General features: G+C 58.3%; 23 protein-coding genes and 1 pseudogene. 9 read left to right on the top strand and 15 right to left on the bottom strand.

Annotated elements, in window-relative coordinates:
- Positions 1-2: 2 nt before the first annotated feature.
- Positions 3-3,905: an ATP-dependent RNA helicase HrpA gene (hrpA, locus tag KGP24_RS11515; protein WP_223563406.1), complete on the bottom strand. Its 3,903-nt coding sequence runs from the start codon at positions 3,903-3,905 to the stop codon at positions 3-5.
- Positions 3,906-4,110: 205 nt separating this feature from the next.
- Here hrpA and azoR point away from each other — a divergent pair, with 205 nt between their 5' ends.
- A complete protein-coding gene (gene azoR / locus KGP24_RS11510; RefSeq protein ID WP_223563405.1) occupies positions 4,111-4,716 on the top strand; it encodes an FMN-dependent NADH-azoreductase in 606 nt (201 codons plus the stop codon).
- A gap of 90 nt (positions 4,717-4,806) precedes the next feature.
- Positions 4,807-5,493, top strand: a complete 687-nt coding sequence (locus KGP24_RS11505) for an RluA family pseudouridine synthase (protein WP_223563404.1) — start codon at positions 4,807-4,809, stop codon at positions 5,491-5,493.
- 7 nt (positions 5,494-5,500) lie between these two features.
- On the opposite strand, the gene KGP24_RS11500 is transcribed toward KGP24_RS11505, so the two are convergent.
- Positions 5,501-6,040 carry a DUF2058 domain-containing protein gene (locus KGP24_RS11500; RefSeq protein ID WP_223563403.1) on the bottom strand — a complete coding sequence of 180 codons (540 nt, stop codon included), beginning with the start codon at positions 6,038-6,040 and terminating at the stop codon, positions 5,501-5,503.
- A 296-nt stretch (positions 6,041-6,336) separates the two neighbouring features.
- Between KGP24_RS11500 and KGP24_RS11495 the strand changes: the two genes are divergently transcribed.
- The 4 genes from KGP24_RS11495 to KGP24_RS11480 all read left to right on the top strand — a co-directional run bounded on the left by KGP24_RS11495 (position 6,337) and on the right by KGP24_RS11480 (position 10,429).
- Positions 6,337-7,452, top strand: a complete 1,116-nt coding sequence (locus KGP24_RS11495) for a DUF6883 domain-containing protein (RefSeq protein ID WP_223563402.1) — start codon at positions 6,337-6,339, stop codon at positions 7,450-7,452.
- Between the two features lie 10 nt (positions 7,453-7,462).
- The gene (locus KGP24_RS11490) at positions 7,463-8,146 is read left to right on the top strand and encodes a YrhA family protein (RefSeq protein WP_223563401.1); all 684 of its coding nucleotides are present in this window, start codon (positions 7,463-7,465) and stop codon (positions 8,144-8,146) included.
- A gap of 253 nt (positions 8,147-8,399) precedes the next feature.
- Positions 8,400-9,374: a DUF1852 domain-containing protein gene (locus KGP24_RS11485; RefSeq protein WP_223563400.1), complete on the top strand. Its 975-nt coding sequence runs from the start codon at positions 8,400-8,402 to the stop codon at positions 9,372-9,374.
- Positions 9,375-9,397: 23 nt separating this feature from the next.
- Positions 9,398-10,429 (top strand): methionine synthase, encoded by a 1,032-nt coding sequence (locus KGP24_RS11480; protein WP_047075301.1) that lies wholly within the window; start codon positions 9,398-9,400, stop codon positions 10,427-10,429.
- A gap of 47 nt (positions 10,430-10,476) precedes the next feature.
- Here the strand turns inward: KGP24_RS11480 and KGP24_RS11475 are convergent.
- The 3 genes and pseudogenes from KGP24_RS11475 to KGP24_RS11465 form a co-directional block, all read right to left on the bottom strand.
- Positions 10,477-12,264: pseudogene (locus KGP24_RS11475) on the bottom strand (aryl-sulfate sulfotransferase).
- Between the two features lie 23 nt (positions 12,265-12,287).
- Positions 12,288-13,031: an ABC transporter ATP-binding protein gene (locus KGP24_RS11470; RefSeq protein WP_223563399.1), complete on the bottom strand. Its 744-nt coding sequence runs from the start codon at positions 13,029-13,031 to the stop codon at positions 12,288-12,290.
- On the bottom strand, positions 13,028-14,596 hold the full coding sequence (locus KGP24_RS11465; protein ID WP_223563398.1) for an ABC transporter permease: 1,569 nt from the start codon (positions 14,594-14,596) through the stop codon (positions 13,028-13,030). The genes KGP24_RS11470 and KGP24_RS11465 overlap by 4 nt, the downstream gene beginning before the upstream one ends.
- A 221-nt stretch (positions 14,597-14,817) precedes the next feature.
- On the opposite strand from KGP24_RS11465, the gene KGP24_RS11460 reads away from it, so the two are divergent.
- Positions 14,818-15,876, top strand: coding sequence for an ABC transporter substrate-binding protein (locus tag KGP24_RS11460; RefSeq protein ID WP_223563397.1), 1,059 nt, complete (start codon positions 14,818-14,820; stop codon positions 15,874-15,876).
- On the opposite strand, the gene KGP24_RS11455 is transcribed toward KGP24_RS11460, so the two are convergent.
- Positions 15,873-16,814: a LysR family transcriptional regulator gene (locus tag KGP24_RS11455; protein WP_223563396.1), complete on the bottom strand. Its 942-nt coding sequence runs from the start codon at positions 16,812-16,814 to the stop codon at positions 15,873-15,875. The genes KGP24_RS11460 and KGP24_RS11455 overlap by 4 nt on opposite strands.
- A gap of 33 nt (positions 16,815-16,847) precedes the next feature.
- Complete coding sequence (locus KGP24_RS11450) at positions 16,848-17,825, bottom strand: LysR family transcriptional regulator (RefSeq protein ID WP_223563395.1); 978 nt, start codon at positions 17,823-17,825, stop codon at positions 16,848-16,850.
- Positions 17,826-17,920: 95 nt separating this feature from the next.
- On the opposite strand from KGP24_RS11450, the gene KGP24_RS11445 reads away from it, so the two are divergent.
- Both KGP24_RS11445 and KGP24_RS11440 read left to right on the top strand, forming a co-directional pair.
- Positions 17,921-18,355, top strand: a complete 435-nt coding sequence (locus KGP24_RS11445; RefSeq protein WP_223563394.1) for a DMT family transporter — start codon at positions 17,921-17,923, stop codon at positions 18,353-18,355.
- A 4-nt stretch (positions 18,356-18,359) separates the two neighbouring features.
- Positions 18,360-18,818, top strand: a complete 459-nt coding sequence (locus KGP24_RS11440; protein ID WP_223563393.1) for a DMT family transporter — start codon at positions 18,360-18,362, stop codon at positions 18,816-18,818.
- A gap of 2 nt (positions 18,819-18,820) precedes the next feature.
- Here the strand turns inward: KGP24_RS11440 and KGP24_RS11435 are convergent, their stop codons facing one another.
- Genes KGP24_RS11435 through KGP24_RS11400 form a run of 8 tightly spaced genes read right to left on the bottom strand, consistent with a single transcriptional unit; the run spans position 18,821 to position 24,695 of the window.
- Complete coding sequence (locus KGP24_RS11435; RefSeq protein WP_223563392.1) at positions 18,821-19,348, bottom strand: DUF3833 domain-containing protein; 528 nt, start codon at positions 19,346-19,348, stop codon at positions 18,821-18,823.
- Positions 19,345-19,869: a chalcone isomerase family protein gene (locus tag KGP24_RS11430; protein ID WP_223563391.1), complete on the bottom strand. Its 525-nt coding sequence runs from the start codon at positions 19,867-19,869 to the stop codon at positions 19,345-19,347. The genes KGP24_RS11435 and KGP24_RS11430 overlap by 4 nt, the downstream gene beginning before the upstream one ends.
- Positions 19,866-20,351 carry a DUF2878 domain-containing protein gene (locus tag KGP24_RS11425; RefSeq protein ID WP_223563390.1) on the bottom strand — a complete coding sequence of 162 codons (486 nt, stop codon included), beginning with the start codon at positions 20,349-20,351 and terminating at the stop codon, positions 19,866-19,868. Before KGP24_RS11425 ends, KGP24_RS11430 begins: the two co-directional genes overlap by 4 nt.
- Complete coding sequence (locus KGP24_RS11420) at positions 20,348-21,568, bottom strand: cyclopropane-fatty-acyl-phospholipid synthase family protein (RefSeq protein ID WP_223563389.1); 1,221 nt, start codon at positions 21,566-21,568, stop codon at positions 20,348-20,350. Before KGP24_RS11420 ends, KGP24_RS11425 begins: the two co-directional genes overlap by 4 nt.
- The gene (locus KGP24_RS11415; protein WP_223563388.1) at positions 21,565-22,287 is read right to left on the bottom strand and encodes a DUF1365 domain-containing protein; all 723 of its coding nucleotides are present in this window, start codon (positions 22,285-22,287) and stop codon (positions 21,565-21,567) included. Before KGP24_RS11415 ends, KGP24_RS11420 begins: the two co-directional genes overlap by 4 nt.
- A 1-nt stretch (position 22,288) precedes the next feature.
- Positions 22,289-23,548 carry an FAD-dependent oxidoreductase gene (locus KGP24_RS11410; RefSeq protein ID WP_223563387.1) on the bottom strand — a complete coding sequence of 420 codons (1,260 nt, stop codon included), beginning with the start codon at positions 23,546-23,548 and terminating at the stop codon, positions 22,289-22,291.
- The gene (locus tag KGP24_RS11405; RefSeq protein ID WP_223563386.1) at positions 23,545-24,264 is read right to left on the bottom strand and encodes an SDR family NAD(P)-dependent oxidoreductase; all 720 of its coding nucleotides are present in this window, start codon (positions 24,262-24,264) and stop codon (positions 23,545-23,547) included. Before KGP24_RS11405 ends, KGP24_RS11410 begins: the two co-directional genes overlap by 4 nt.
- On the bottom strand, positions 24,261-24,695 hold the full coding sequence (locus KGP24_RS11400; protein WP_223563385.1) for a nuclear transport factor 2 family protein: 435 nt from the start codon (positions 24,693-24,695) through the stop codon (positions 24,261-24,263). The genes KGP24_RS11405 and KGP24_RS11400 overlap by 4 nt, the downstream gene beginning before the upstream one ends.
- Positions 24,696-24,882: the final 187 nt, after the last annotated feature.

Here is a 24,882-nt window from a genome sequence, read left to right as displayed (position 1 = left end):
TTTTAACCGGAAATCTGCTCCATCGCCTGCAGAATACGCTTATCCGAAATCGGATACGGCGTACCGAGCTGCTGGGCAAAGAAGCTGACGCGCAGCTCCTCGATCATCCAGCGGATCGTCTGGACGTCTTCATCATCGCGGCGGGCAGGCGGCAGCTTGTTCAGCCACTGCTGCCACGCCTGCTGCACGCTTTCTACTTTCAGCATCTGCGCGCGATCGCGGTGCGGATCGACCGCCATTTTCTCCAGACGTTTTTCAATCGCCTGCAGATAGCGCAGCGTATCGCCAAGACGGTTAAAGCCGTTGCCGGTGACAAAGCCGCGATAGACCAGCCCCGCCATCTGCGCCTTCACGTCAGACAGCCCCAACGCCATGGTCATATCCACGCGCCCCTTCAGGCGCTTGTTGATATTGAACACGGCGGTGAGGATCTGCTCGACCTGTTTGGCAATCTCCACCACGGTGTCGTTCAGCTCCGCGCGCACCCTGTCATGAAGCTGTGCAAAGCCCTCTTCCGTCCAGACCGGACCGCCCGCCTCGTGGATCAGTTTGTCCACGCCGCAGGAGATGCAGTCGTCAATCAGATCCAGCACCTTGCCGTATGGGTTAAAGTACAGCCCCAGCTTGGCTTTGTTCGGCAGCTTCTCGTGCAGATATTTAATCGGCGACGGGATGTTGAGCAGCAGCAGTCGACGCAGCCCGCGCCACATCATCTGCTGCTGTTCCTGCGGATTATCAAACAGCTTGATCGCTACGCTGTCGCGCTCGTCCACCAGCGCCGGCCAGGCTTTGACCTTATAGTTGCCGCGCTTCTGTTCGTAGCTTTCCGGAAGCTGACCAAAGCTCCAGATGTGCAGCCCGCTCTGCTCGATGCCGTCGTCCGCCACCGCAGAGAGCGTCTCCTGAACTTTGCCTTTCAGCGCCTCTTTCAGCTCGCTCAGCGAACGCCCTTCCAGCAGCTTTTTGTTTTTATCGTCCACCACGCGGAAGCTGATTTTCAGGTGATCGGGCACCTGATCCCAGTTCCAGTCATCGCGGTCGATGGTGGTGCCGGTCATGCGGCGGAATTCACGCTCCAGAGCGTCCAGCAGCGGCAGCTCCAGCGGCGTAACGCGGCCTAAAAACGCTTCCGCATAGTTTGGCGCAGGCACAAAGTTACGGCGTACCGGTTTCGGCAGGGATTTGATCAGCGCAATCACCAGCTCGCGGCGCAGGCCGGGGATTTGCCACTCGAAGCCGCTCTCGTCAACCTGGTTTAACAGCGGTAGCGGAATATGAACGGTCACGCCATCCGCGTCGGCACCCGGCTCAAACTGATACGTCAGACGCAGCTTGAGGTTGCCCTGATGCCAGAAGTTCGGGTAGTCGAGCTTGCTGACCGACTCCGCCCCCTCTTTAATCAGCATGCTCTTTTCAAAGTTGAGCAGGTCCGGCGTCTCTTTGCTGGCCTTCTTCCACCAGCTGTCGAAATGGCGAGCGGATATGACATCGTGGCTGATGCGCTGGTCGTAAAACTCAAACAGCGCCTCATCGTCCACCAGAATGTCGCGGCGGCGCGACTTGTGCTCAAGCTCCTCCACTTCCGCGCGCAGCTTCAGGTTTTCGCGGAAGAACGCATGGCGCGTCTGCCAGTCGCCCTCCACCAGCGCGTGGCGGATAAACAGCTCGCGGCTGAGCGCCGGGTCAATCTGGCTGTAGTTAACCTTACGCGCGGCCACCACCGGCAGGCCGTAAACGGTCACTTTCTCGGTCGCCATCACCGCGCCCTGCGCACGCTCCCAGTGCGGTTCACTGTAAGAGCGTTTCAGCAGGTGCTGGGCCACCGGCTCCACCCATTCTGGATCGATGCGCGCTGCAATGCGCCCCCACAGGCGGCTGGTTTCCACCAGCTCGGCGACCATGGTCCATTTCGGCGGCTTCCTGAACAGGCCGGAACCGGGGAAGATGGAGAAACGGGCGTTGCGCGCGCCGGTATACTCCTGCTTTTCTGCATCCTTCATCCCAATGTGGGAGAGCAGGCCGGTCAGCAGCGCGATGTGAATCTCGCGGTACTCCGCCGGTTCGCTGTTCACCGGGATCCCCAGCTCTTTCACCACCTGGCGCAGCTGGGTGTAGATATCCTGCCACTCGCGCACGCGCAGGTAGTTGAGGAAATCTACGCGGCACTGGCGGCGGAACTGGTTCGAGGAGAGCGCTTTTTGCTGCTCGCCGAGATAGTTCCACAGGTTCACGAAGGCGAGGAAATCGGACTCTTTGTCGTGGAAGCGACGGTGCTTTTCGTCAGACGCCTGCTGCTTGTCCATCGGACGCTCGCGCGGGTCCTGAATGGAGAGCGCCGAGGTAATGATCATCGCCTCGCGCACGCAGCCGTGCTTTTGCGCTTCCAGCACCATGCGTGCCAGACGCGGGTCGACCGGCAGCTGGCTGAGCTGGCGGCCCAGCGGCGTCAGCCTGTAGACCGTGGCCTGCTCGTCGGTGGTAATGGCCCCGAGCTCTTCCAGCAGACGCACGCCGTCCTGAATGTTGCGTTTGTCCGGCGCTTCGACGAACGGGAACGCCGCGATGTCGCCCAGCCCCAGCGCGGTCATCTGCAGGATAACGGACGCCAGGTTAGTTCGCAGAATTTCCGGCTCGGTAAACTCCGGACGCGACAGGAAATCATCTTCGGAATAGAGACGAATACAGATCCCTTCCGACACGCGGCCGCAGCGGCCCTTACGCTGGTTAGCAGACGCCTGGGAGACTGGCTCAATCGGCAGCCGCTGGACCTTGGTGCGGTAGCTGTAGCGGCTAATGCGCGCCGTACCCGGGTCGATCACGTATTTGATCCCCGGTACGGTCAGCGAGGTTTCCGCCACGTTGGTCGCCAGCACGATGCGGCGCCCGCCGTGCGGCTGGAAGACGCGGTTTTGCTCGCTGTTTGACAGGCGGGCATACAGCGGCAGGATCTCGGTATGCCGCAGGTCGCGCTTGCTGAGCGCGTCGGCGGTATCGCGGATTTCACGCTCGCCGCTCATGAAGATCAGAATGTCGCCCGCGCTTTCGTTGCCCAGCTCGTCAACGGCGTCAAAAATGGCCTGCAGCTGGTCGCGCTCGGTGTCGTCCGCCTCTTCCACAATCGGGCGATAGCGCACTTCCACCGGGTACGTGCGTCCTGACACCTCGATAATCGGCGCATTGTTGAAATGCTTCGAGAAACGCTCCGGGTCAATGGTCGCGGAGGTGATGATGATTTTCAGATCCGGGCGACGCGGCAGAAGCTCTTTCAGGTAGCCGAGCAGGAAGTCAATGTTCAGGCTGCGCTCGTGCGCTTCGTCGATGATGATGGTGTCATACTGCATCAGCAGACGATCCTGCTGGATTTCCGCCAGCAGAATACCGTCGGTCATCAGCTTCACCATGGTGTTATCGCTGACGTGGTCGCTGAATCGCACCTTGTAACCGATGCAGCCGCCCGGCTCGGTCTGCAGCTCTTCGGCAATACGGTTCGCCACGGTACGCGCCGCCAGCCGACGCGGCTGGGTGTGGCCAATCAGCCCTTTCAGGCCGCGTCCCAGCTCCATACAGATTTTAGGCAGCTGGGTGGTTTTTCCCGAACCGGTTTCGCCCGCGACGATCACCACCTGGTGGTCGCGTACGGCCTCAAGGATGTCCTGTTTTTTCTGGCTGACGGGCAGGTTTTCCGGGTAGGTAATCGCCGGACGTGCGGCTTCGCGCAGCACAACTTTCCCTGCTGCCTGCTCAATCTCTTTCGCCATCTCCTGGTAAATGGCCTGTTGTGCATCAGGATTTTTAACCTTCTTCACGCCGTGCAGACGGCGCGCAAAGCGCTGCTTATCGCGCAGCATCAGAGAATCAAGCTGCTGCAGGAGCATCGGGAAGGTGATTTTTTGTTGTTCTGTCATAGCAATAGTGGGCAGTGCTCTGCCGGGTAAAATCTCTTTTTAATGATTGATATAGAGTACCACATCAGCGCTTTTAGCGCCTTATTCAAAAAATTCGAACATAGGCTTCGATATATTGCGCTATCCCTGCGACAGGATTGTGAATAGAGTGTCAACAAGCAACGGGGCAACCCCCTTCAATCAAATGCAAAAACAGGAATCACCCATGAGCAAAGTATTAGTTTTGAAATCCAGTATTCTGGCAGGGTACTCTCAGTCTGGTCAGCTGTCTGATTACTTCGTTGAACAGTGGCGTGAACAGCATTCTGCTGATGAAATCACCGTGCGTGACCTGGCTGCAAACCCAATTCCTGTGCTGGATGGCGAGCTGGTTGGCGCGCTGCGTCCAGGCGATGCGCCGCTGAGCCCGCGTCAGCAGGAAGCACTGGCACTCTCTGACGAGCTGATTGCCGAGCTGCAGGCGCACGACGTTATCGTGATCAACGCCCCAATGTACAACTTCAACATCCCTACCCAGCTGAAGAACTACTTCGACCTGGTGGCGCGCGCTGGCGTAACCTTCCGTTACACCGAGAACGGCCCTGAAGGTCTGGTGAAAGGTAAACGTGCGATCGTCCTGACCAGCCGTGGCGGTATTCATAAAGACACCCCGACCGACCTGGTTGCGCCGTACCTGAGCCTGTTCCTGGGCTTCATCGGCATCACCGACGTGAACTTCGTGTTCGCGGAAGGTATCGCTTACGGTCCGGAAGTGGCGACCAAAGCGCAGAGCGATGCGAAAGCCGCCATCGACAGCCTGGTAGCAGCGTAAGACTTCGCCCTCTCACCACCCGGTGAGAGGGTTTTTCTTTTCCCCCGCATTTCGTTATCATCCGCTCCCACTCTCCAGCCGGGCGGCCTGATGTCTGCGATTATTGATTCTTTTATTGCCCCACCGTGTCACGACGACATTCAGATCCTCTGGCAGGATGAACATCTGCTGCTGATCGATAAACCTTCCGGTCTGCTCAGCCTGTCAGGTAAAAATCCGCAAAACCTTGATTCTGTCCATTATCGTCTGGTCCAGACGTTCCCCGGCTGCACGCTGGTACACCGTCTGGATTTCGGCACGTCAGGGCTGATGGTGGTTGCGCGCAATAAGGCCATAAATGCGGCGCTGTGCCAGCAGTTCAGCCAGCGCAGCGTGGAGAAGGTCTACAGCGCCCTGCTTTGCGGGCATCTGGAAAACGATGAAGGCGTGATTGATGCGCCGATTGCCAAAGACCCGCTGCTGTTCCCGCTGATGTCGATCTGCGCCATCAGCGGAAAGCCGGCACGCTCCCGCTACCGGGTCCTGGAACGTTTTTATCAGGGTGCAGATCTGCCGTTAACGCGGGTGATGCTTACCCCAGAAACCGGGCGAACCCATCAGCTGCGTATTCACTGCCAGCAGCTGGGACACCCGATTCTGGGCTGCGATCTGTATGGCGGTCTTGCAGCGCCGGGGGCTGAGGAAACGCCCCGGCTGATGCTGCATGCCAGCGAGTTGAATTTTATTCATCCCGTGAGCGGAGAGCCGGTTAACGCCCGACACGCCGCCCCGTTCTGAATGCGGCTTACCACATCAAATCGTCAGGGATTTTGAAGTCCGCGTACGGATCGTCTTCGTCCTGCTCTTCCTGGCTGAGCGCGCTGTTTAACACGATGCTGTCGGCATCGCGCTGGGCAATTTTATCGGCTACTACCGCCGGGATAATCGCGTATTCGCTGTCGCCGTTGGCGTTAATCACCAGACGGGCAATCGCCAGACGGCCGTTAATCAGCTGAGCCTGGGTTTGTTTGTCCACCTCGATTTTCTTGATCACATTGCCGTCGGTGAAGTTAAAGGTGATGTTTCCTTTCGCCACGGTGATGCGGTTCATCTCAATCAGCTGCTTAACCTGTGCCTTAAACTCTTTCGCCAGCACGGCCTGCTTCTGCTGCTCGCTCAGCAGCTTGTCGCGCTCGATCTGCGCCTTCTTGTTCTCTTCTACCGCTTCACGAGCCTCACGCGCCTGAACGCGTGATTTCTTTGCCGTGCGCTGCACTTTCGCCGCTTTCTTGCTGCTGACTAAGCCCGCTTTCAGCATCTGCTCTTGTAAGGTGAGTTTTGTCATGATTGTTTCTAAACCGGTTGGAAATTTTGGGGATTATAGCGGGAATTGCGGAGCGTGTGCCAGAGAAGTAGGCATGGCGTTTTGTTGCCTGAGTCTGGTTCATTATTCATTCAGCATTGACTAACGTTGACGCCTAAAGAGTGATTAAAAATTGTCAGGTCATTTTCTTAATAAAAATGAGCAACTCATAAATATGATTTGAGTTGAATATCTGTACCCGCTTCAGGCGTAGGCTGCCTTTCTCTTATTAAAAGGGTGCGGAGAATTCGCATCAAAATAAAGGATAAGGATTTCATATGTTTCGACTCTACAGGTCATATGAGTTAACACGGCAATTAGACCCTGAAGATTTTCAATACATTCTGACGCCAGCGGGCTCGCTGAGAGAGGCGTGTATTCATTACGATCTGTCTTATGAAGCGAACGGTCACAGTCTCACTTTTGGCCTCCTCCCCAAAAAATATAGTGTCTCTCCACATCAAAGATCGTATGAACGAAGGGATCGCAGTTACGCAGATCCCATTTATGATGAAGTAGAACACGAGCTACAAATTGGTTGGCTTGTAGGTGTGGATACCTCCAGGCGCTGGAGCAGCGACCGGAACCCGTTTTATATCGACAACAACGGCGAGCTAATTTTTACCCCTACTTCCTCATCGTGGCATGCATGGTATAAGGACGAAATCGTGAGCGCCTACCGGCACGTTATTGCCGATCCGCCAGGCAGGAAGCCTGCTCCCACTCAACGGATGCATTATGATTCTGACGGGCCAACAACTGCGCCGTTGGGAAAAACGCTGAACAATAAAGCTGTTGGCCGACTGCTCGCCGCGGGTGGTGTGTATAACGGCAATATTGAAGGTTTTCATGAAACCGCGCATCAACTTGGTGGGGATGCTCCAGCAGGTTACGATCAAATCATGAACAGCAAAGGGTTAATCATTGCGGGTGCCTCTGTTGCGGCAGGATTAACAATGGGCAGATTGAACCCTTTAAGCGAAATGGATGAAATATCGAGTCTCAGTAAAATACCAGCACTTGAAAGCCCATATGTAAAAGGTTTCACCTCTGAGAGTGGAACATTAGTGAATGCTGAACACGCCGTTATCGACCCGAAAAAACTCGCGGCTTATGCTTTAGATTCAACACATCCTACAGGTGGGCATAAAGCCAGGGTGTTTGAGTCAGCGCTGGGATACAACCCAACTAATGCAGATGTTTTAGCCGCAAGAATTCAGGAAGGCGTATTATCGGCCCCAGCAAAAGTGTTGCAGGCAAATAATTACGGCCAAACAATGGCTGTCGACATGTCCATTTCAGGCGTCAATGGTGAAACAGCGATCGTGCGTACAGGCTGGATGTATGAAACAGACGCGTTAGTTCCTCGCCTGACAACCATGTTCGTTAAATGAGAAAATATAAATGAAAAGAGCCGAATTAGACGTTGTAGTTTTAGGTGAGGATTTACCGAATGAAGGACTGGTAAAAGGGACTATTGGTACGATTGTTATGGTTTTCGATGCCCCGACGCGGGGCTATCTTGTCGAGTTTTGCGACGAGGAAGGAAAAACAATAGCAATGCCTGCTTTGCTTCCCGCTCAGCTAAAGAGTTATTTCACTCCAGGTATCCTTAAAACACGGCTAGTTGACAATAATTTCCCGGTAGCCAACCCAGTAAATCCAGACGTAATGGCAGACTTGATGCGCAAAGCCGCCCCTGCTGAATGGGATGCTCGGAAAAGAAGAGTTTACGAGGATATCCAACGCCTGATGATTAACCGGCTGGACTACTCTGGTATGTTCGAAATCATGGATGGACTTGAGTATAAAGGTTTGACGCTGTACAGCCTGGTGCAGGCGGAGAAAGGTGAACCCGTATGGTCGAATATCTACATTCGGAACTTTGAAATACGTGACAACGAAATCTATGTTGATTCGAACCTTTCTGACAAAGTACTCATTGGTGAAGATGGTACGTCCGTATTTGCCTACAACTTCATAGGTGACTGTTTCGAGATCCGTGATAAAGAATCGACGGACTATCTCATTGAATCACATAGTAATTTCAACGAATTGTTTTCAGCGCTTATTGATACGTTGAACTGAAATCCGCAACATCAATTGCTGGTTATATTTGTAACCAGCCTATTGGATCGCATTAATAAGGAGGTATAACGAAAACATTCCGATGCCCCTTACCCTTACTCTCTCACTTCCATCTCCAGCCTGTGCGCGACACTGTTCATGAAGTTCGCTCATGTTGCATTGAAATTAAGTCACTTCCCCTGTGCCGCGGGCTCAGGCATAAATTATGCATTGGTAACTTCTTAGCAACATGAACTTAGGATGCATAACCACCATGAGCAAAGCTTTCACATATAACCTTAAGCGCAGTTGCTTCGATGAGAATTACAACCCGTCAGAAAATACGCGTACGACCACCAACTTTGCCAACCTGGCGCGCGGGGAAAAACGTCAGGAAAACCTGCGCAATACGCTGGTGATGATCAACAACCGCTTTAACGCCTTAGCCCGCTGGGATAACCCAAACGCCGATCGCTACGCGGTTGAACTGGAAATCATCTCTGTCGATTTGAACATTGGCGCGGAAAAGCCGTTCCCGGCCATTGAGATACTGCAAACCACCATTGTCGACAAGAAAAACAACCTGCGTATCCCTGGCATCGTCGGGAACAACTTCTCGTCTTACGTGCGTGATTATGATTTCAGCGTCCTGCTGCTGGAGCATAACAAGAACCAGCCGCACTTCAGCATTCCGGAAAAGTTTGGGGAACTGCACGGCAATATTTTCCGCCACTTTGTGAATTCGCCGGAATACAAAGAGAACTTCAGAAAGGGACCGGTGATCTGCCTGAGCGTCTCCAGCAAAGACACCTACCGCCGCACCGGTAACCAGCACCCCGTGCTGGGCATTGAGTATCAGCCGGATGGCGAGTCGCTAACGGAGCAGTACTTCGCGAAGATGGGCCTGCAGGTTCGCTATTTCATGCCGGAAAACAGCGTGGCGCCGTTCGCGTTCTTCTTTACCGGGGATTTGCTGAGTGATTACACCGATCTGGAACTGATTGCCACCATCAGCACGATGGAGACGTTCCAGAAGATCTATCGTCCGGAAATTTATAACGCCAACTCGGCGGCAGGGCTGTGCTACCGCCCGGATCTGAACCAGCAGGATCACTCATTAACCAAAATTGTGTATGACCGGGAAGAGCGAAGCCGTCTGGCGATTGAACAGGGTCGATTTACCGAAGAATATTTCATTAAGCCTTACAAACACATTCTTGAGCAGTGGTCTGATAACTACACGCTTTAATACATCAAAAAAGGTCTTTTATTATGAAAACATTGCTCCCGACTTCAACGGCCGGCAGCCTGCCTAAGCCAACTTGGCTTGCGCAACCTGAAACGCTCTGGTCACCCTGGAAATTACAGGATCAGGAACTGCTGGCAGGCAAGCAGGATGCGTTGCGCCTGTCTCTTGACGAGCAGATCCGGGCGGGAATCGATATCGTCAGCGACGGGGAACAGACCCGCCAGCACTTTGTCACCACCTTTATTGAACACCTGAGCGGCGTCGATTTTGAAAATCGCCAGACCGTCCGCATTCGTAACCGCTATGACGCCAGCGTGCCGACCGTGGTCTCAGCCGTCGCGCGCCAGAAACCTGTCTTCGTGGACGATGCAAAGTACCTGCGCCAGCTCACGGACAAGCCGATCAAATGGGCCCTGCCGGGGCCAATGACCATGATCGACACCCTTTACGACGCGCACTATAAAAGCCGTGAAAAGCTGGCATGGGAATTTGCCAAAATCCTCAACCAGGAAGCGCGCGAATTAGAAGCCGCGGGCGTGGATATTATCCAGTTCGACGAGCCGGCGTTTAACGTCTTTTTTGACGAGGTCAACGACTGGGGCATCGCCGCGCTGGAGCGCGCCATTGAAGGGCTGAAGTGCGAGACCGCGGTCCACATCTGCTACGGCTACGGCATCAAGGCCAATACCGACTGGAAAAAAACGCTCGGCTCAGAGTGGCGCCAGTATGAAGAGGCCTTCCCTAAGCTGCAGACCTCTAACATCGACATCATCTCCCTGGAGTGCCACAACTCCCGCGTGCCGATGGATCTGCTGGAGCTGATCCGCGGCAAGAAAGTGATGGTTGGCGCGATTGATGTGGCAACCAACACGGTTGAAACGCCGGAGGAAGTGGCCGATACGCTGCGTAAAGCGCTGCAGTTTGTTGACGCCGACAGGCTGTATCCGTCAACCAACTGCGGCATGGCTCCCCTCTCCCGTCAGGTTGCCAACGGCAAGCTGAGAGCCTTAAGCGCGGGCGCGGAGATCGTCAGACAGGAGATCCTGGCGAAATAGCCGTCCGGCTACCGGGTGAGGCGTAAACGGCCTCGCCCGGAGATCCGTCATGCAAAGAGATCTCTCAGCCAGCCGTGCACGCTTTCTGAAGTCAGATGCGCTGGCGCCCGCGATATCTCCTGCCCTCCCCTGAGCGCCAGCAGCGCAGGCAGGCCGCGCACGCCGAGGCGGGTGGCCAGCGCCGGGTTCAGGTCAGCGTCAAGATAGCGTGTATCAAGCCGGTCGGTCAGCGGGATGGCCGCCTCCTGAGCCAGAATATGCCAGAGTTTTCGGCAGTGTACGCAGCGTTCTGCGCCGACAAACAGCAGCACCGTCCCCTCATGTTCCAGCGCGCTTTCATCCTGAACCGGCCTGAACCGGCTCTCCTCCACGCGGAACAGCTTCGGACTGCGGAGAAGCGTATCGTTATCCGTCGCGACGCACAGCGCATCGGCACCTTTACTGTAGGGCTGCACCCCGGCAACCCGAACCACGCTTTGCGCCGGGCCCGCAGCCGCCGCACCCGGCCGCCGCAGCGTTCGCACGTCCACCGGTTCAATCGGCGTCTCAGCCGGCTGGCTAAGCTGCGGGATCCAGGCATAAGGAATGCGGTAGGCGCGGTAAACCATATTGTTGTTCAGCGTTTTTCCCCATCAGGGAGAGATATACTCCCAGACGATTTCATGATCGCGCGTCACCTCAAAGATCCGTCCGTTTGATCCTTCGTTAATCAAGGTATTCCCGTTTTCCAGGCGCTGCATATTGCTGATGTACGGGCTGTAGAATCGGTAGGAATCGGTCGGCTGAGGCAAGTTTGCCTCGTACGGCGAGTAGCGCCACTCGATGTCCAGCGTGACCGGGTTGATTTCCAGGATCCGCGAATGATCTCGCCAGGCGTTTTTTACGCCGTCCGCCGAGGCCGGGTTTGGCGCGCCGTACCCGGCCCAGCCGCCGTTATCAAAAATCAGGATATTACCCGCCCCGGGCAGGCCGTGGGGGATCATATGGGCGTGATGCTGTCCGATTATCCAGCCGATGTGTTTCAGCTCCGGCTTGCTGTAATCGGGCCCCAGCTGCCAGACGATGCGGCCGCTACGCTTATCAACAATGGCGATGATGTTGGATTCGCGCGCATCCCATATAATGTTGTCTGGATGGAAGCGTTCATCTCCTGCGTCATACCATCTGTTCGGCCCGAGCGCCGACATCGAGTTGATATGCATCCAGTCGCCCATTCCGCCGCCGCTGGCGCGCATGTTCGGGTTATTGTAAAGCGCAGTTTTCGCCGCGTCGTCGAAGCCCAGCTCGTGGAAATGGTCGCTGCAGCGCCACTCCCACACCACGTTACCCTGCCAGTCAACTTCGATGATGGTGTCATCCAGCAGGACCTTGTCTGAAATTGCCTCGTTAACCAGGTTGGTATGGGCGAGGATCAGCGTATTGCCCCCGTCGACCTGCGGCTCCAGCCCCGGCGCATAATAGCCAACCGGATTGCCCGCGCGCTGATAGTCATGATGCGCCCTCGCCATCCAGCGCGGCTCGTGGCCCGGATCGCCGATTTTTTCGTAGCGGTCAAATTTCCAGGTGACGTTCCCCTCCCAGTCCACCTGAATCAGGTCAAGCATGTCCTGCATTCCGTAGCGCGGGTCGCGTTCGCCGCTGTGCCCGAGGATAGCCCCTCCGGGCAAGATCTTGTTCGGAAAACCGTGCAGCTCTGGCCATTCCCGCACTACCGTGCCGTTCATGTCCACCAGTACGGCACCGTGTTCAGTGGCCTGAAAAAGCGTATAGCCGCTCCAGGCGCGCGCCGGATCGTACAGCGTTGCGCCGGTGGGAAAGACGGAAGGATGTCCCATGTTATTACTCCTTAATTGAATGGTCAGGATGAGGTAATCAGGTTTCGTATCTGGCGACAGGCTGCCGTGAAGGCAGCCTCGTCACGCTGGCGAGGGTGAGGCAGCGCCAGGCTAACCACGTCGCGTATGCGTCCGGGGCGCGGGGAAAGCACCACGATCCTGTCCGCCAGCGCTACCGCCTCTTCAACGTCGTGAGTGACCAGCAGCGTGGTGGTGCCTTCACTCTGGTGGATATGCAACAGCTCCTGCTGCAGGGTGTGGCGCGTCAGCGCATCCAGCGCGCCAAAAGGCTCGTCCAGCATCAGTATCTGCGGGCGCGCCACCAGGCCTCGCGCAATGGCCACGCGCTGGGCCATGCCGCCAGAGAGCTGCGCGGGGAGTGCGTTGGCAAATTCAGCAAGCTGCACGCGCGCCAGCATCTCCTCTGCGCGCTGGCGCCTGGCTGCCCGGCTGAGTTTTTCATCCGCCAGGCCCAGCATGACGTTGTCAATGACGCGCAGCCAGGGGAACAGGCGGGGCTCCTGAAAGACCATGCCGCGCGCCTTCCCCACGCCGCACACCCGCTCGCCGTTGACGCGGATTTCACCCTGCGTGGTGGGTTCAAGGCCAACCAGCATCCGCAGCAGGGTCGACTTTCCGCAGCCGCTGCTTCCTACCAGCGCGACCAGCTCACCGGCGGCGATATCAAGACTAAAGTTCTGCACGGCGGTTACCTGCTGCCAGGATTTACGCACCTGCTGAAACGAGACCAAAGGCGTATTGCTCATGATGGCTCCTGTATGCGCCAGCGGGTGGCGCGGATTTCCAGTAAACGTCCGGCTTTATCCAGCGCTGCGCCGGTAATTCCGACGAGCACCATGCCGCAGAGGATGGTGGGCATGTCCAGCAGCTGCTGGGCATTGATCATCAGGCTGCCAATCCCGGTTCCGGAGGACATGAAATATTCCGCGCCAATATTGCCAAGCCAGGCGTAAATCAGCGCCAGCCGAAGACCGGCAAAGATACCGGGCGCTGCGCCGGGCAGAATCAACGTGCGCAGACGCGTCAGCCCGCTTAAGCGCAGCACCCGGGCCACCTCGTCCAGATGCGGATTACGCTGAAGGACGGCCTGCAGGGTATTGAAGAACATCGGGAAAAATGAGGCCAGGGCAATAAACACCGTTTTTCCACCGTTATCATTACCGACCCACGCGGTCAGAAGCGGCAGCCAGGCGAACAGGGCAATATGGCGCAGGACGTTGAGCGTCGGGGTGACGATCTCACCGGCGCGCGGGCGCAGGGCCAGCAGCAGGCCGCATAAAAGTCCCGCGGCTATTCCCACGGCACCGCCAACAACGGTGCGCTCCAGGCTCGCCAGCATGGCTGACGCCAGCTCTCCGCTCGTCGCGCCCTGCACGAAGCGCGTAACAACCGCCAGCGGGGATGAAAACAGCGCGGCATCAATCCAGCCCTGCTGGCTTGCTACCTGCCAGAGCGCCAGCAGCGCGGCGGGCAGCTGAAACGCCTGCCAGCTGGCCTGCGGTTTCCACGCCAGACGCCCGACGGCAGCCTGGGGCCAGAACACCAGGCGCGACCCGATCCGGCTGGCTGACCAGTCCATTACCATGCCGCTAATGCCGACGACGGCAATGGTCACAAAGACAATATCCAGCTGGAACAGCTGACGTCCCCAGACCATCAGGTAGCCAATGCCCTCCGAGGAAGCCAGCAGCTCAACCACAATCAGCGAAACCCATGCCTGCGAAAGCGCCAGCCTGAGACCGGTAAACCAGCCCGGCAGGCTAGCCGGGATCACCAGCCAGCGCAGGCGCTGCCAGCGGGAAAAATGCATCACTTTTCCGGCCTCGCTCAGCGACTCGGGCACATTCGCCACCGCCTGCTGGGTATTGAGGGTCAGGGGGACAATCGTGCTTTTGATGATGACCGCCAGCTTCAGGCCGTTATCAATCCCGAAGAGCACCATAAACAGAGGGATCCAGCCCAGCGTCGGGATCTGCGCCAGCGCATAAAAGAGCGGCTCCACGCGACGGGCCACGCCGGGTACCAGACCAAACAGCGCGCCCAGCACGGTACCGATGATCGCCCCCAGCAGCAGGCCGAGCGCCAGATGCTGCAGGCTGAAGGCCCACTGCGCCAGCAGATCGCCGCGCAGAAGCGATAGCGCCGTGTCAGCCACCACCCCAGGGGCGGGCAGAATTTGTTCAGGCATCCACCGCGCATACGCGGCGACGTACCACAGCAGCAGAAGTAACGCAGGCATGAGCCACGGCCAGCCGTTGAGCCGGATCCTCGGCCTGCCGGAAGGTGCAGTTTTTAAAATCATTTGCGACATAGCGGTTCACTGATTAACGAGCCATGCCGCTATCAAAACCCCTCTTACGGCCCGTCGTCATTGCGTTACGCGAATAATCCCGATGCAACAAATGCATGTGAACCTGCCGGGTGCACGGACGCTGATTTAGCTTTTTTTCACCTGTCCTTTTCCACTAAAAGCATTTAACAGTCGGGCGACGAGGTCTTTAGGGTGAGAAAAAACAACAGGAGTCACTCGTTATGATGAAAGCTTTTATCAACCGCACCCTGCTGGCGCTGGCAGCCGTGATGGTGCTGACGGCGAACGCCGGCGCCGACCCGCTGCGCACCATACGTATCGGCGTACCGGACCAGAGCGCAGGCAGCAAACCCTTTATCGGAGGCCCGCTCGGCATGGCGTATATGCGCCATCAGCTGGAGGACGTGTTTAAACCTCAGGGCGTTAGCGTTGAATGGCAGTTCTTCAAGGGCGCGGGACCGGCGGTGAATGAGGCGCTGGCTAACCAGCAGCTTGATTTTGCCTGGCTTGGGGATCTTGCGGCTATTATCGGAAAGGCAAACGGCCTTCCGACGCGCCTGCTGCTCGGCAGCCGCGGGTCCGAATCCTACCTGGCGGTGACCCGAGCCTCGGGCATTCGTTCTTTGGCAGACCTGAAGGGGAAACGGGTCGCGGTCTATCGCGGCACGGCGGATCAGCTGGCGTTTGACCGCGCCCTGCGCACGGAGGGGCTTACGGAACGCAGCCTGCAGGTAATTAATCTCGACTGGAACTCCGGTAAGGCGGCGCTGGCCGCTGGCCGCGTGGATGCCGTCTGGGGCGGCGTATCGCTTCTTGCCTTACGCGGCGAGAAAATAGACGTGGTGGCCAGAAGCGGCGACGCTGGCCGCCAGAATACGACGCAGGCTGCGCTGCTTGGTACGCAGCGCTTTATCGACGCGTGGCCGCAGGCTACCCAACGGATCGTCGACATTCTGGTGAAAAATGCTGCTGAGATAAGCGAGCCGTCCAGCCGCAACGCCTGGTCGGCTGAAATGGCGCAGCAAAGCCAGATCCCCCAGGCGCTCTTCCTGGAAGAGCTCCGCCCCGATGACCTTAACTTTACCACCTCTCCGCGCATCGACCCGTTCCTGACGGACAGCTTCAGCCACAGCGTTGAACAGGCGCAGGCGTCTCGCCTGATCCGTAGCGCGTTTGATGCCCGAGCGTGGGCCGAGGGAAAATTCGTCGAACAGGCGCTCATCGCGCTGAAGCTGGAAGCCCGCTGGCCGCAGTACGATGCAGAAGGACAGCCGCGCTAAACCTCCTCCTGCGCCAGCAGCTGAAGCGCGTGCTGGCGGTCAACGTGGAGAATAATGTCGATCATCTTCTCGACCAGCGGCGGCTGAGTTGCATGAACCGGGGAGATAATCCCAAACCGGGTCTGCATCAGGCGCCACTCTTCCGGCAGATCGCTGAGCTCCAGCTTGACCAGGCGGTGGCTCTGCTGACACAGCGCAAAGCCGTCCTCGCTGGCGAAGCTGACGGCGTGCGTATGGGCCAGCGTAGAAAGCAGCGCGTAAATGTGGTCACACTGAATTGCCGGCGAAAAATCCTGCTGCTCGCTCAGGGTTGCCAGCACTTTGCGCACGCCGGGCGGCAAATAGGGTGCGGCAAACGGATAGCGGAGCATGGTCTGGACGGAGACGGGTCCCTCCTTCGCCAGCGGGTGATCGGCGTGGCAGATAAAGAAGCAGCGCTGCGGGCTCAGCGGCTGAACGCGAAGTTGGGGATCGAGTTCGGCCTGCCAGCTGTCGGCGACGACGAACGGATAGTGGCGAGAGGTCAGCGCCTGATGGAGGGCAAACCAGTTATCAACCTGAAACCTTACCTTCGCCTGGGGCATGCTGCGGTGGAATGCCCCCACCGCGGCGGGGATCAGCCGCGCCGACGGTGCCGGGCCGCAGCCGAACATCACCTCGCCGGTGAGCGCCTCCTCCGCCTCGCGCATCTGGCTGCTTAGCTCAACGTTCAGGGCCTGAAAGCGGCGAGCATAAGGAAGCAGCGTTTGTCCGTGCAGCGTCAGGGTGGGAAGCTTGCTCTGGCGATCGAATAAAGGATGCCCCACGCTCTGCTCCAGCGCCTGAATGCTACGGCTAAATGCGGACTGCGAAAGGCAAACCGCCTCTGCCGCCCGGTTAAAACTGCCGTATTCAACCAGCGCGACAAAGTTGCGAAGTTGGCGAAAATCAAGGTGCATGGCCGAATCATCCTCTGTTGATATCCCTTAACACTACTGGATGCCGGACCCGTCACGCAATCCCGACGGTAAGCCTCGCCCGGCTTGCCAGTACGGCGGCGTGCCAAAGCGCTCGACGTAATAATCAATCACCGCCCTGACGTTCAGTGGCGGATGTCGGGCATCGGGATAGATCGCCGCGATTGCCTGCTGTTCCGTATTAATGGCGCATTCCAGCGCGGGCAGGAGCGGAATCAGCTCGCCGCGCTGGAGCTGCTCGCTCACCAGCCAGTCCGGAAACAGCACAATCCCCATCCCGCCCAGCGCCGCGGCCAGTAACGCTTCCGCATTATTCGAGGTCATCAACGGCGTCACGGGATAATGTGTCCACGCCTCGCCCGCTCTGCGCAGCAGCCAGCGGTTAGGCCCTGACGATCCGCGATAGACCAGACAGCGATGGCGGTTCAGATCGTCCGGCCCTTCAGGCGCACCGTACTTACGCACGTAGTCTGGCGACGCGGCCAGGTGATACACCTGCTGCCCGAACACCCGCGCGTGAAGCGAGGAGTCCGTCAGCACGCCAATCCGGAAGATAACGTCCGCGGCATCGCGGTGCGGATCGATAAAATCATCGGTCAGCGTCAGCTCTACGCTCAGGCGCGGATAGCGTTCCGAGAGGCCGGGAAGGCCGGGGGCAATGTGCTTCTGGCCGAAAAACACCGGTCCGTTAATGCGGATCGCGCCGGACGGCTCCGCCGCGCGCGCGTCCAGGTCACGTCGCGCTTCTTCCAGGTTTTCCGCCATCGACCGGGCATAGCGAATAAAAAGATGGCCGCTTTCCGTGGGGATGACGGCCCGCGTATTGCGGTAGAAAAGTTGCTGCCCGAGCGCATCCTCAAGCTGGTGGATCACGCGCGATATCTGCGAGGCCGATATCCCCTGCCGCCGCGCCACAGCGGAGAAGCTCTGTGCTTCATACACGTCAATAAAGATCAGCAGCGCGCGGATGTTGATGTTGCTGGCGTCGACCATTAATGCAAATCCTGCAAAGGTGTTTCCAGCATTATGGCATTTTTCTCACCAGGCTCGCGACGTAATCTTCTTCGCCTGAAAACGGAGGAAGAAGAATGCAGTTTGTTTTGATTTTACTGGTGATCGCTGGCGGGATGGGCCTCTCGGTCGAGGCGGGATTGCTGGGGCCGCTGGGCGGCGAAGTCGGAGATTTATGGGCGACGTTCAGCATTTTTGGCGTCGGCGCCGCGCTGACCTTTCTGCTGATGCTGTTTTTCAGCCCGCGTAACAGCCCGTCGTTTTTCGCCCAGCCAGGCTGGCAGCTGCTCGGCGGCGTGCTTGGCCCTGTTTACGTGGTCATCCTGACCGTGGCGACACCCGCCATCGGCATCGCCATGACCATGATCGGCATTCTGGCCGGTCAGGTTTTTAAAAGCCTGATCATTGACCACTACGGTCTGCTGGGTACACCGCACAGGAGGATAAACGCGAAACGCATTATCGCACTGGGTTTCATCATTGCGGCACTGGTTCTGGTCGCACAGGGGTAAAAAAATGACGCTGATTATGATTCTTTTGGCCGTGTGCGGCGGCGCAACGCTGAGCATTCAGGCCGCAATTAACGGGCAGCTCGGCAGCAATGTCGGAGTATTTAAAAGCGCGTTCCTGACCTTTTCCGTCGGCGCCCTGGTGACCGCCCTGCTCATTTTCTTCTTTGAGCCTAAGCAGGCGGTCACGCTGCTGGACGTGCCGAAATGGCAGCTCCTCGGGGCGATGTTCGGCGTGCCCTACATTGTGATCATGGTCGTGGCGGTGCAGCGCATCGGCACCGCCGTCGCCACGGTGGCGGTGATATTCGGCCAGCTCGCCATGAGCATGCTGATTGACAGCTTTGGCTGGCTGGGGAATGCGGCCATTCCCTTTTCGACGAGCCGTCTGGCGGCGGTTGTCTGCCTGGGGATTGCGCTTGTCTTTATTTACTCAGGAAGCAAATCCCGCGCCGACAGCGCTTAAAATCATCCCTTGCGGGTGAAAAACAGCGTCACCGTGGCGACGGTGACGCCCAGCTTCTTCATCTCGGTTTTGTTAAACAGATGCGTCTCATCCTGCAAATACATCCAGTCGTCGAAGTTCAGTAGCCAGGTGCTGCCGTTGGCCTTCACGTTCATGCTGTAATGCCAGTTAAAGGCGTTGCCTGCGGCCTGCCCTGTGGCAACCCCTTCAATATCCCCCGCCGTTCCCTCGTAGCGATCGTTCCCCACACGCCGGATATGCCAGACCCGCTGCTGCTTCTCGCCGTCATCATAGAGAAAGTGCTCGTTCAGCGTCAGCGTATCGCCGATAACGTCCCCGGCAATCTCAACGTGGAAACGGCGGATCTGCTTGCCGCTGCGATCCTGCACCATCCCCCACGCTTCGGTTTTGCCCTGGAAGTAGTGGAAGATATCAAGCCGTGGCTGCTGCTGGCGATACTCGGCCACCTCCGTGCTACAGCCCGCCAGCAGCATCGTCAATGCCAGCGCCATCATCAGGAAACGTTTCATTTTTGGCCTCCGATTAACTGCTGACGCAGTTCAGGGTATTGCGTTCGGGGATCGAGCCAGATGGCCAGAAAGCGGGTGCTGAACGCCTCTGACTGTCGCGGTCCGAGTGGAATAAAGGCTGTTTGCGCCGCTGAAGCGCGATACCAGAACTGCCCTTGCCCGTCGTCGAGCACAAACGCCAGCTGTGCGCCCGGCCGGACATCCGGCCACAGAGAGCGGAGCATCTGTAACCAGGCTTCGCTTTGCGGTTCCTTCGCCAGGATCCCCTGCGCCTGCCACTGGTCGCGGGTCGCCTCAACCAGTTCATCGCGATCGATGTCGCGCGCATAGGTAATAATTAGCGCCTGATCCTGATTACTCCGACCGTAACGCCCGTCCGGCGTGCGCAGCTGGGAGGTATAGACCGTGAAAGGCCCCCAGGTGAGCGTGGCGTCACCCACCTTCCGCCAGGCAAGCCAGTCGGCGGCCTGGGCAGCAGGAACAACCATTGTTAGCCAAAGCAGCAAAACCGCAGCTCTCATTTTTGTCTCCCCATCAGCAGGTGGAAAAACAGCATCAGCACCAGCCAGCCCGGCACCATCCAGCTGACGACGATAAAGGTCGGCTCCAGAAACGTGATGGCCCCCAGCCGCTCGCCAAACAGGTAGGCCACCGGTCCGCCCACGGCGGCCAGCAGGGTCAGCAGCCAGCCGGGTAACGTGGTGGTTCGCGTAAGCTGCGTCCAGACCGTGGCGAACATCAGCCACAATGCCACCATCCATAACGGCATCAGGGACTCGCCCGTAAAGGCAATCAGCCCGGTCAGGGCCCAGAGTGCGTCCAGCAGGCTTCCCGCCGCGGCCAGCCCAATGACGTAAAAACGGTAAGCAGGCGGCAAGAGCAGGCACGCCATGATCGCCAGCGCGAGCCAGATAATCAGGCCCTGTTCGCGAAAGAGCACCACCAGCGCCCAGTAAAGATCGAACGCGACCGCCATCAGGAAGACCTGAAGATACCGTCTCATACGCGCTCGGCGGTCAGTTGCACCACGCTGATGGTGCGGGCGTTAAACCCGGCTTCGCAGTAGCCGAAGTAGTACAGCCACATGCGGCGGAACCGTTCATCGAAGCCGAGCTTTTCAATCTCCTGCCAGGCATGGACAAAGCGCTGCCGCCAGTGGGCCAGCGTGCGGGCGTAGTCGGGCCCCATGTCGAAAAGATTGCGCACCACGAAATCGGTATGGCGCGTCATCAGCTCGTTCATCGCCGTAATGCTCGGCAGGAAGCCGCCGGGGAAAATGTAGCGCTGGATAAAATCGACGCTTTTGCTGTAGTCGCGATAGCGCTGGTCCTGAATGGTGATGGCCTGAATCGCCATTCGTCCTCCCGGGCGCAGCCGCGCCTGGCAGGTACGGAAGAACGTCGGCAGATAGCGTTGCCCGACGGCCTCAATCATCTCTATCGAGACCAGCTTGTCGTACTGCCCGGTGAGGTCGCGATAGTCGCAGAGCAGCACCTCAACGCGATCCTGCAACCCGGCGCGGGCGATGCGCTCTGTCGCCCAGCTATATTGCTCCTGCGACAGCGTGGTGGTGGTCACCCGACAGCCATAATGACGGGCGGCATATTCCGCCATCGCCCCCCAGCCGGTGCCAATTTCCAGCAGGTGGTCACTCGGTTCTAGCGCTAGCTGGTCGCACAGGCGCGCCATTTTGGCCTGCTGAGCTGCCGTGAGATCCTGCTCGTCAGCGGTAAACAGCGCGCTGGAATAGAGCAGCTCTTTATCCAGAAAATGGGCATAGAAGGTATTGCCCAGATCGTAATGGGCGGCAATATTTTCGCGCGCCTGCACGCGGGAGTTACGCCGCGTCCAGTGGCGAAGACGCTCCAGCGGTCGGCCAAGCAGGCGGAACCCTTTTTCCAGACGACCAAGCACCTCGCCGTTGAGCGCCAGCAGCTCCAGAAGCGGCGTGAGGTGCGCGGTTTCCCATTCGCCGTCCATCCAGGCTTCTGCCGCAGCAAGGCTCCCGCCCGTTAAGACGCGCCAGTAGACGCCGGGAGAAAGGATTTGAACATCCGCATGCAGCGCCGAGGATGTCTCGCCAAAATGAAAGGTCTGAGCCCCTTCACGCAGCGTGAGCGAGCCGCCGCGAATGCCGCTTAACAGACGAAACAGCAGCCATCGCGCGATGCGGACGTTGCGCGGGATATCGGGTTCTAACGCAAAGACGGGATCGGTCATGAGCGTTCACTCCTGCTGACGGGATGGTTATACAGCGGCACGCGCTTGAGCCACAGGCGCAGCGCCTGCCAGTAAATGGCAAAAACGGTTTTCAGGGTCATCAGCGGAATGCGCAGCAGCAGCGAGCGCAGCGCCGGGCGCGTTAAAGGCTCCCGGCGCAGGGCCAGCGTGGCGTCAAAGACCTTCGCTTCCTGATGATTTTCAATATGCATATGCAGCGTGTTATCCGGGGCGTTAAAGCGCCAGTGATAGACCATGTCCATCGGGTTGAAGGGCGAAACGTGAAACGCTTTTTCCGTGGGCTGCGCATCCTGTCCGTTGACGGCATAGTAATGACGTTCATTCCACGGCGTGTTGCGGACCTCCGCCAGCACCCAGCGCAGCGTTCCCTTCCCGTCGTAGCAGTAGTAGAAGTTGACCGGATTAAAATGAAAGCCGAAATAGCGCAGCTGCGTGAGGAGCATGACCCGCCCATCCGGACGTTCTCCGGTCAGGCTCTCCAGCCTGCACAGCACGTTTTCTTTGAGCGGCGTGCCGAGCGGATAGTCGGCGTCGTGGAACGAGGCGGCGGCAAAGCGATTGCGCCGCACGCCGACGGACGCCAGCAGCGGCAGTTCATCAAGATCCAGCCAGGCCATAAAGACGCTGTAGCTGAATTCGTGGGTTTTCGGCTGGAGGCGGCGGTGGCGTAAGACGCCATGATAGAGGCAGCTGTTCATCTCAGTTCCCCTCTCCGACCGCTATCGCATTGACCACGTCCAGCGCGCTGCGCACGCCGTCTTCATGAAAACCGTTGTACCAGTAGGCCCCGCAGTACCAGCTCCGGTTATGACCGTTGATCTCGCCGCGCCGCGCCTGCGCCCGCCAGCTTTGCGGGTTAAACAGCGGGTGTTCATAGACAAAGCGCTGCCAGACGAAGCGTTCATCTACCGGCGCGTCCGGGTTGAGGGTGACGCAGAACAGCGGGCTTCCCGCAGGCAGCCCCTGCAGGATGTTCATGTTGTAGGTGACGCAGGCGCTGGCCTGCTCCTGCGCGCTCAGGCGGTAGTTCCAGCTGGCCCACGCGCGCTGCCGCACCGGCAGCCAGCGCGGGTCGCTGTGTAAAACGACCTCGTTGCGCTGCCAGCCGATATCGCCCAGCACCTCGCGCTCTGCGGGCGTCGGGTCATCAAGCATCGCCAGAGCGCTGGCGGAGTGGCAGGCAAAGATCACCCGATCGAAGGTATGGCTGCCGTTTTCGAGCTGAAGCGTAACCCCGTGCTCGTGGCGGCTCACCCGCTGCACCGGAGAATTGAGATGCAGATTCAGACGGTCGCCCAGCTTGTCGAGCATGGCGCGGATATACTCCCGCGAGCCGCCCGGCACCACGTACCACTGCGGGCGCTGGGTGATATCCAGCAGCCCGTGGTTCTGGAAGAAACGTAAGAAAAGCGGCAGCGGGAAACGCTTCATCTCCTGCAGCGACGAGGACCAGATGGCGGCCCCCATCGGCAGAATGTAGTGGCGCGCAAAAAACGGCGTGAAGCCGTGCTGGTCCAGAAACGTCTGCAGCGTGGCGTTCGGGTCCACCTCCCCGTCCAGCGCCTGTTTTGCCAGACGATTGAAGCGGACGATCTCCCCGAGCAGCCGCCAGAATGCAGGGTTCACCAGGTTTCGGCGCTGGGCAAACAGCGACGTCAGGGTGTGGCCGTTGTACTCCAGCCCCGTCGCCGGGTTGTGTACCGAAAAGCTCATCTGCGTTTTTTGTCCGCTGATGCCCAGCTCGCTGAGCAGGCCCATAAAGCGCGGATAGGTGCGGTCGTTGTAGACGATAAACCCGGTATCGATCGCGTATGTGCCCTGAGGCGTCGAGACGTCAACCGTTGCGGTATGGCCGCCTGGCGTGGCACCCGCTTCAAACAGGGTCACCTGATGGTGTCCGGACAGGCGCCAGGCGCAGGTCAGCCCGGCAATCCCGCTGCCGATAATCGCAATGTTCATGAACGCACCATCCTGCGCAGCAGCGCGCGCTGAAGAGACGCAGGCAGCCAGGAGAGCAGCCGCAAAATGAAGCCAAATCCGGCAGGAAATGCGATGTGCATTTTCCCAGCCGCCAGCCCGGTACGGATAGCCTTGACCGCCTCGTCGACGCTCACCCTGCCCGGCATGGAAAAATCGTTTTTCTGCGTCAGGGGCGTATCGACAAAGCCCGGAGAGACAACCGTGACGGCAATCCCTTTTGGCTCCCAGTCCAGGCGCAGACTCTCGGCAAACCAGCTCAGGGCCGCTTTGGACGCGCCGTAGGCCTCTGCCCTTGGAAAAGGCAGCCAGTGGGCCATGGAACTCACCAGCACCACGCGGTTACCGCCAACCAGCTGCGGCTGCAGCGCCTCAAGGCAGTTCACCGGCCCGAGGAAATTAGTGTTCATGACCCGCTCCACCAGCGCCGCATCTACCACGCCCCCATCGAGATATTCGCAGGTACCGGCGCAGAGAATAATCAGATCGGCGTAGCTGCCGGTCAGCGCCTGGCGACAGGCGTCCCTGTCTGTCATATCGAACAGGCGAACGGTGAGATTGGGGCAGGTTTGATGCAGGGCTTCCAGGCGTGCCAGATCGCGCCCGCAGGCAATCACATGATAGCCGTCAGCGGAATAGGATTTCGCCAGCCCGGCACCGATGCCTGAGCTTGCCCCGGTAATCAGCACCGTCTTCATGATTTGACCCTCCGCTTCACGCCGCGTACAGCCCAGCCAAGCAGAGGGAGGTGTTCGTAGATCATCTCTCCCGCATCGTAGTAGTCGCGCTGGTGCGTGATGAGATCGTTCTCCGTGTCCACCACGGAACATCCAGGCAGTTCGAGCGGCTCGCCCCCGGCAATGCGCGGGTGCGACCAGTGCATCACCCAGGTAACAGCAAACCGGTTCCCGCTGCACAGCGGCGGATCGATGGTAAAACGGCACTGCTCGACGTTGGCCAGCAGATGGGTGAAGTAGCGCTGAAGCGCGAAAATCCCGTCATGCTCGCCAAACGGATCGATAAGCGTGGCATTTGAATGGTAAAGCCCGACCAGCGCGGACGGCGGCTGGCTATCCAGTGCGGCGTAGTACTCAACAAACCGACTCACGACAGAGGGCAAAGTGCTCATGGGTCACATCCTGGCTGTAAACAACGTGGCGTTATCGCATAATTAAAACTTACACAATTAACGTTATTTGTCCAAGTTTGTGACGATCTATTTTTTATATTAGCTATATATCAATGAGTTGAGGCACCATCAAAAAGTGGTTTTTGTAGGCCGGGTAAGGCGTAGCCGCCACCCGGCCTTCACTTTC

The organism is Enterobacter sp. JBIWA008 (genome assembly GCF_019968765.1).
Lineage (GTDB): Bacteria > Pseudomonadota > Gammaproteobacteria > Enterobacterales > Enterobacteriaceae > Enterobacter.
The sequence above is the reverse complement of the archived record's forward strand: the minus strand, read 5'-3'. Positions and strand labels throughout refer to the sequence as shown.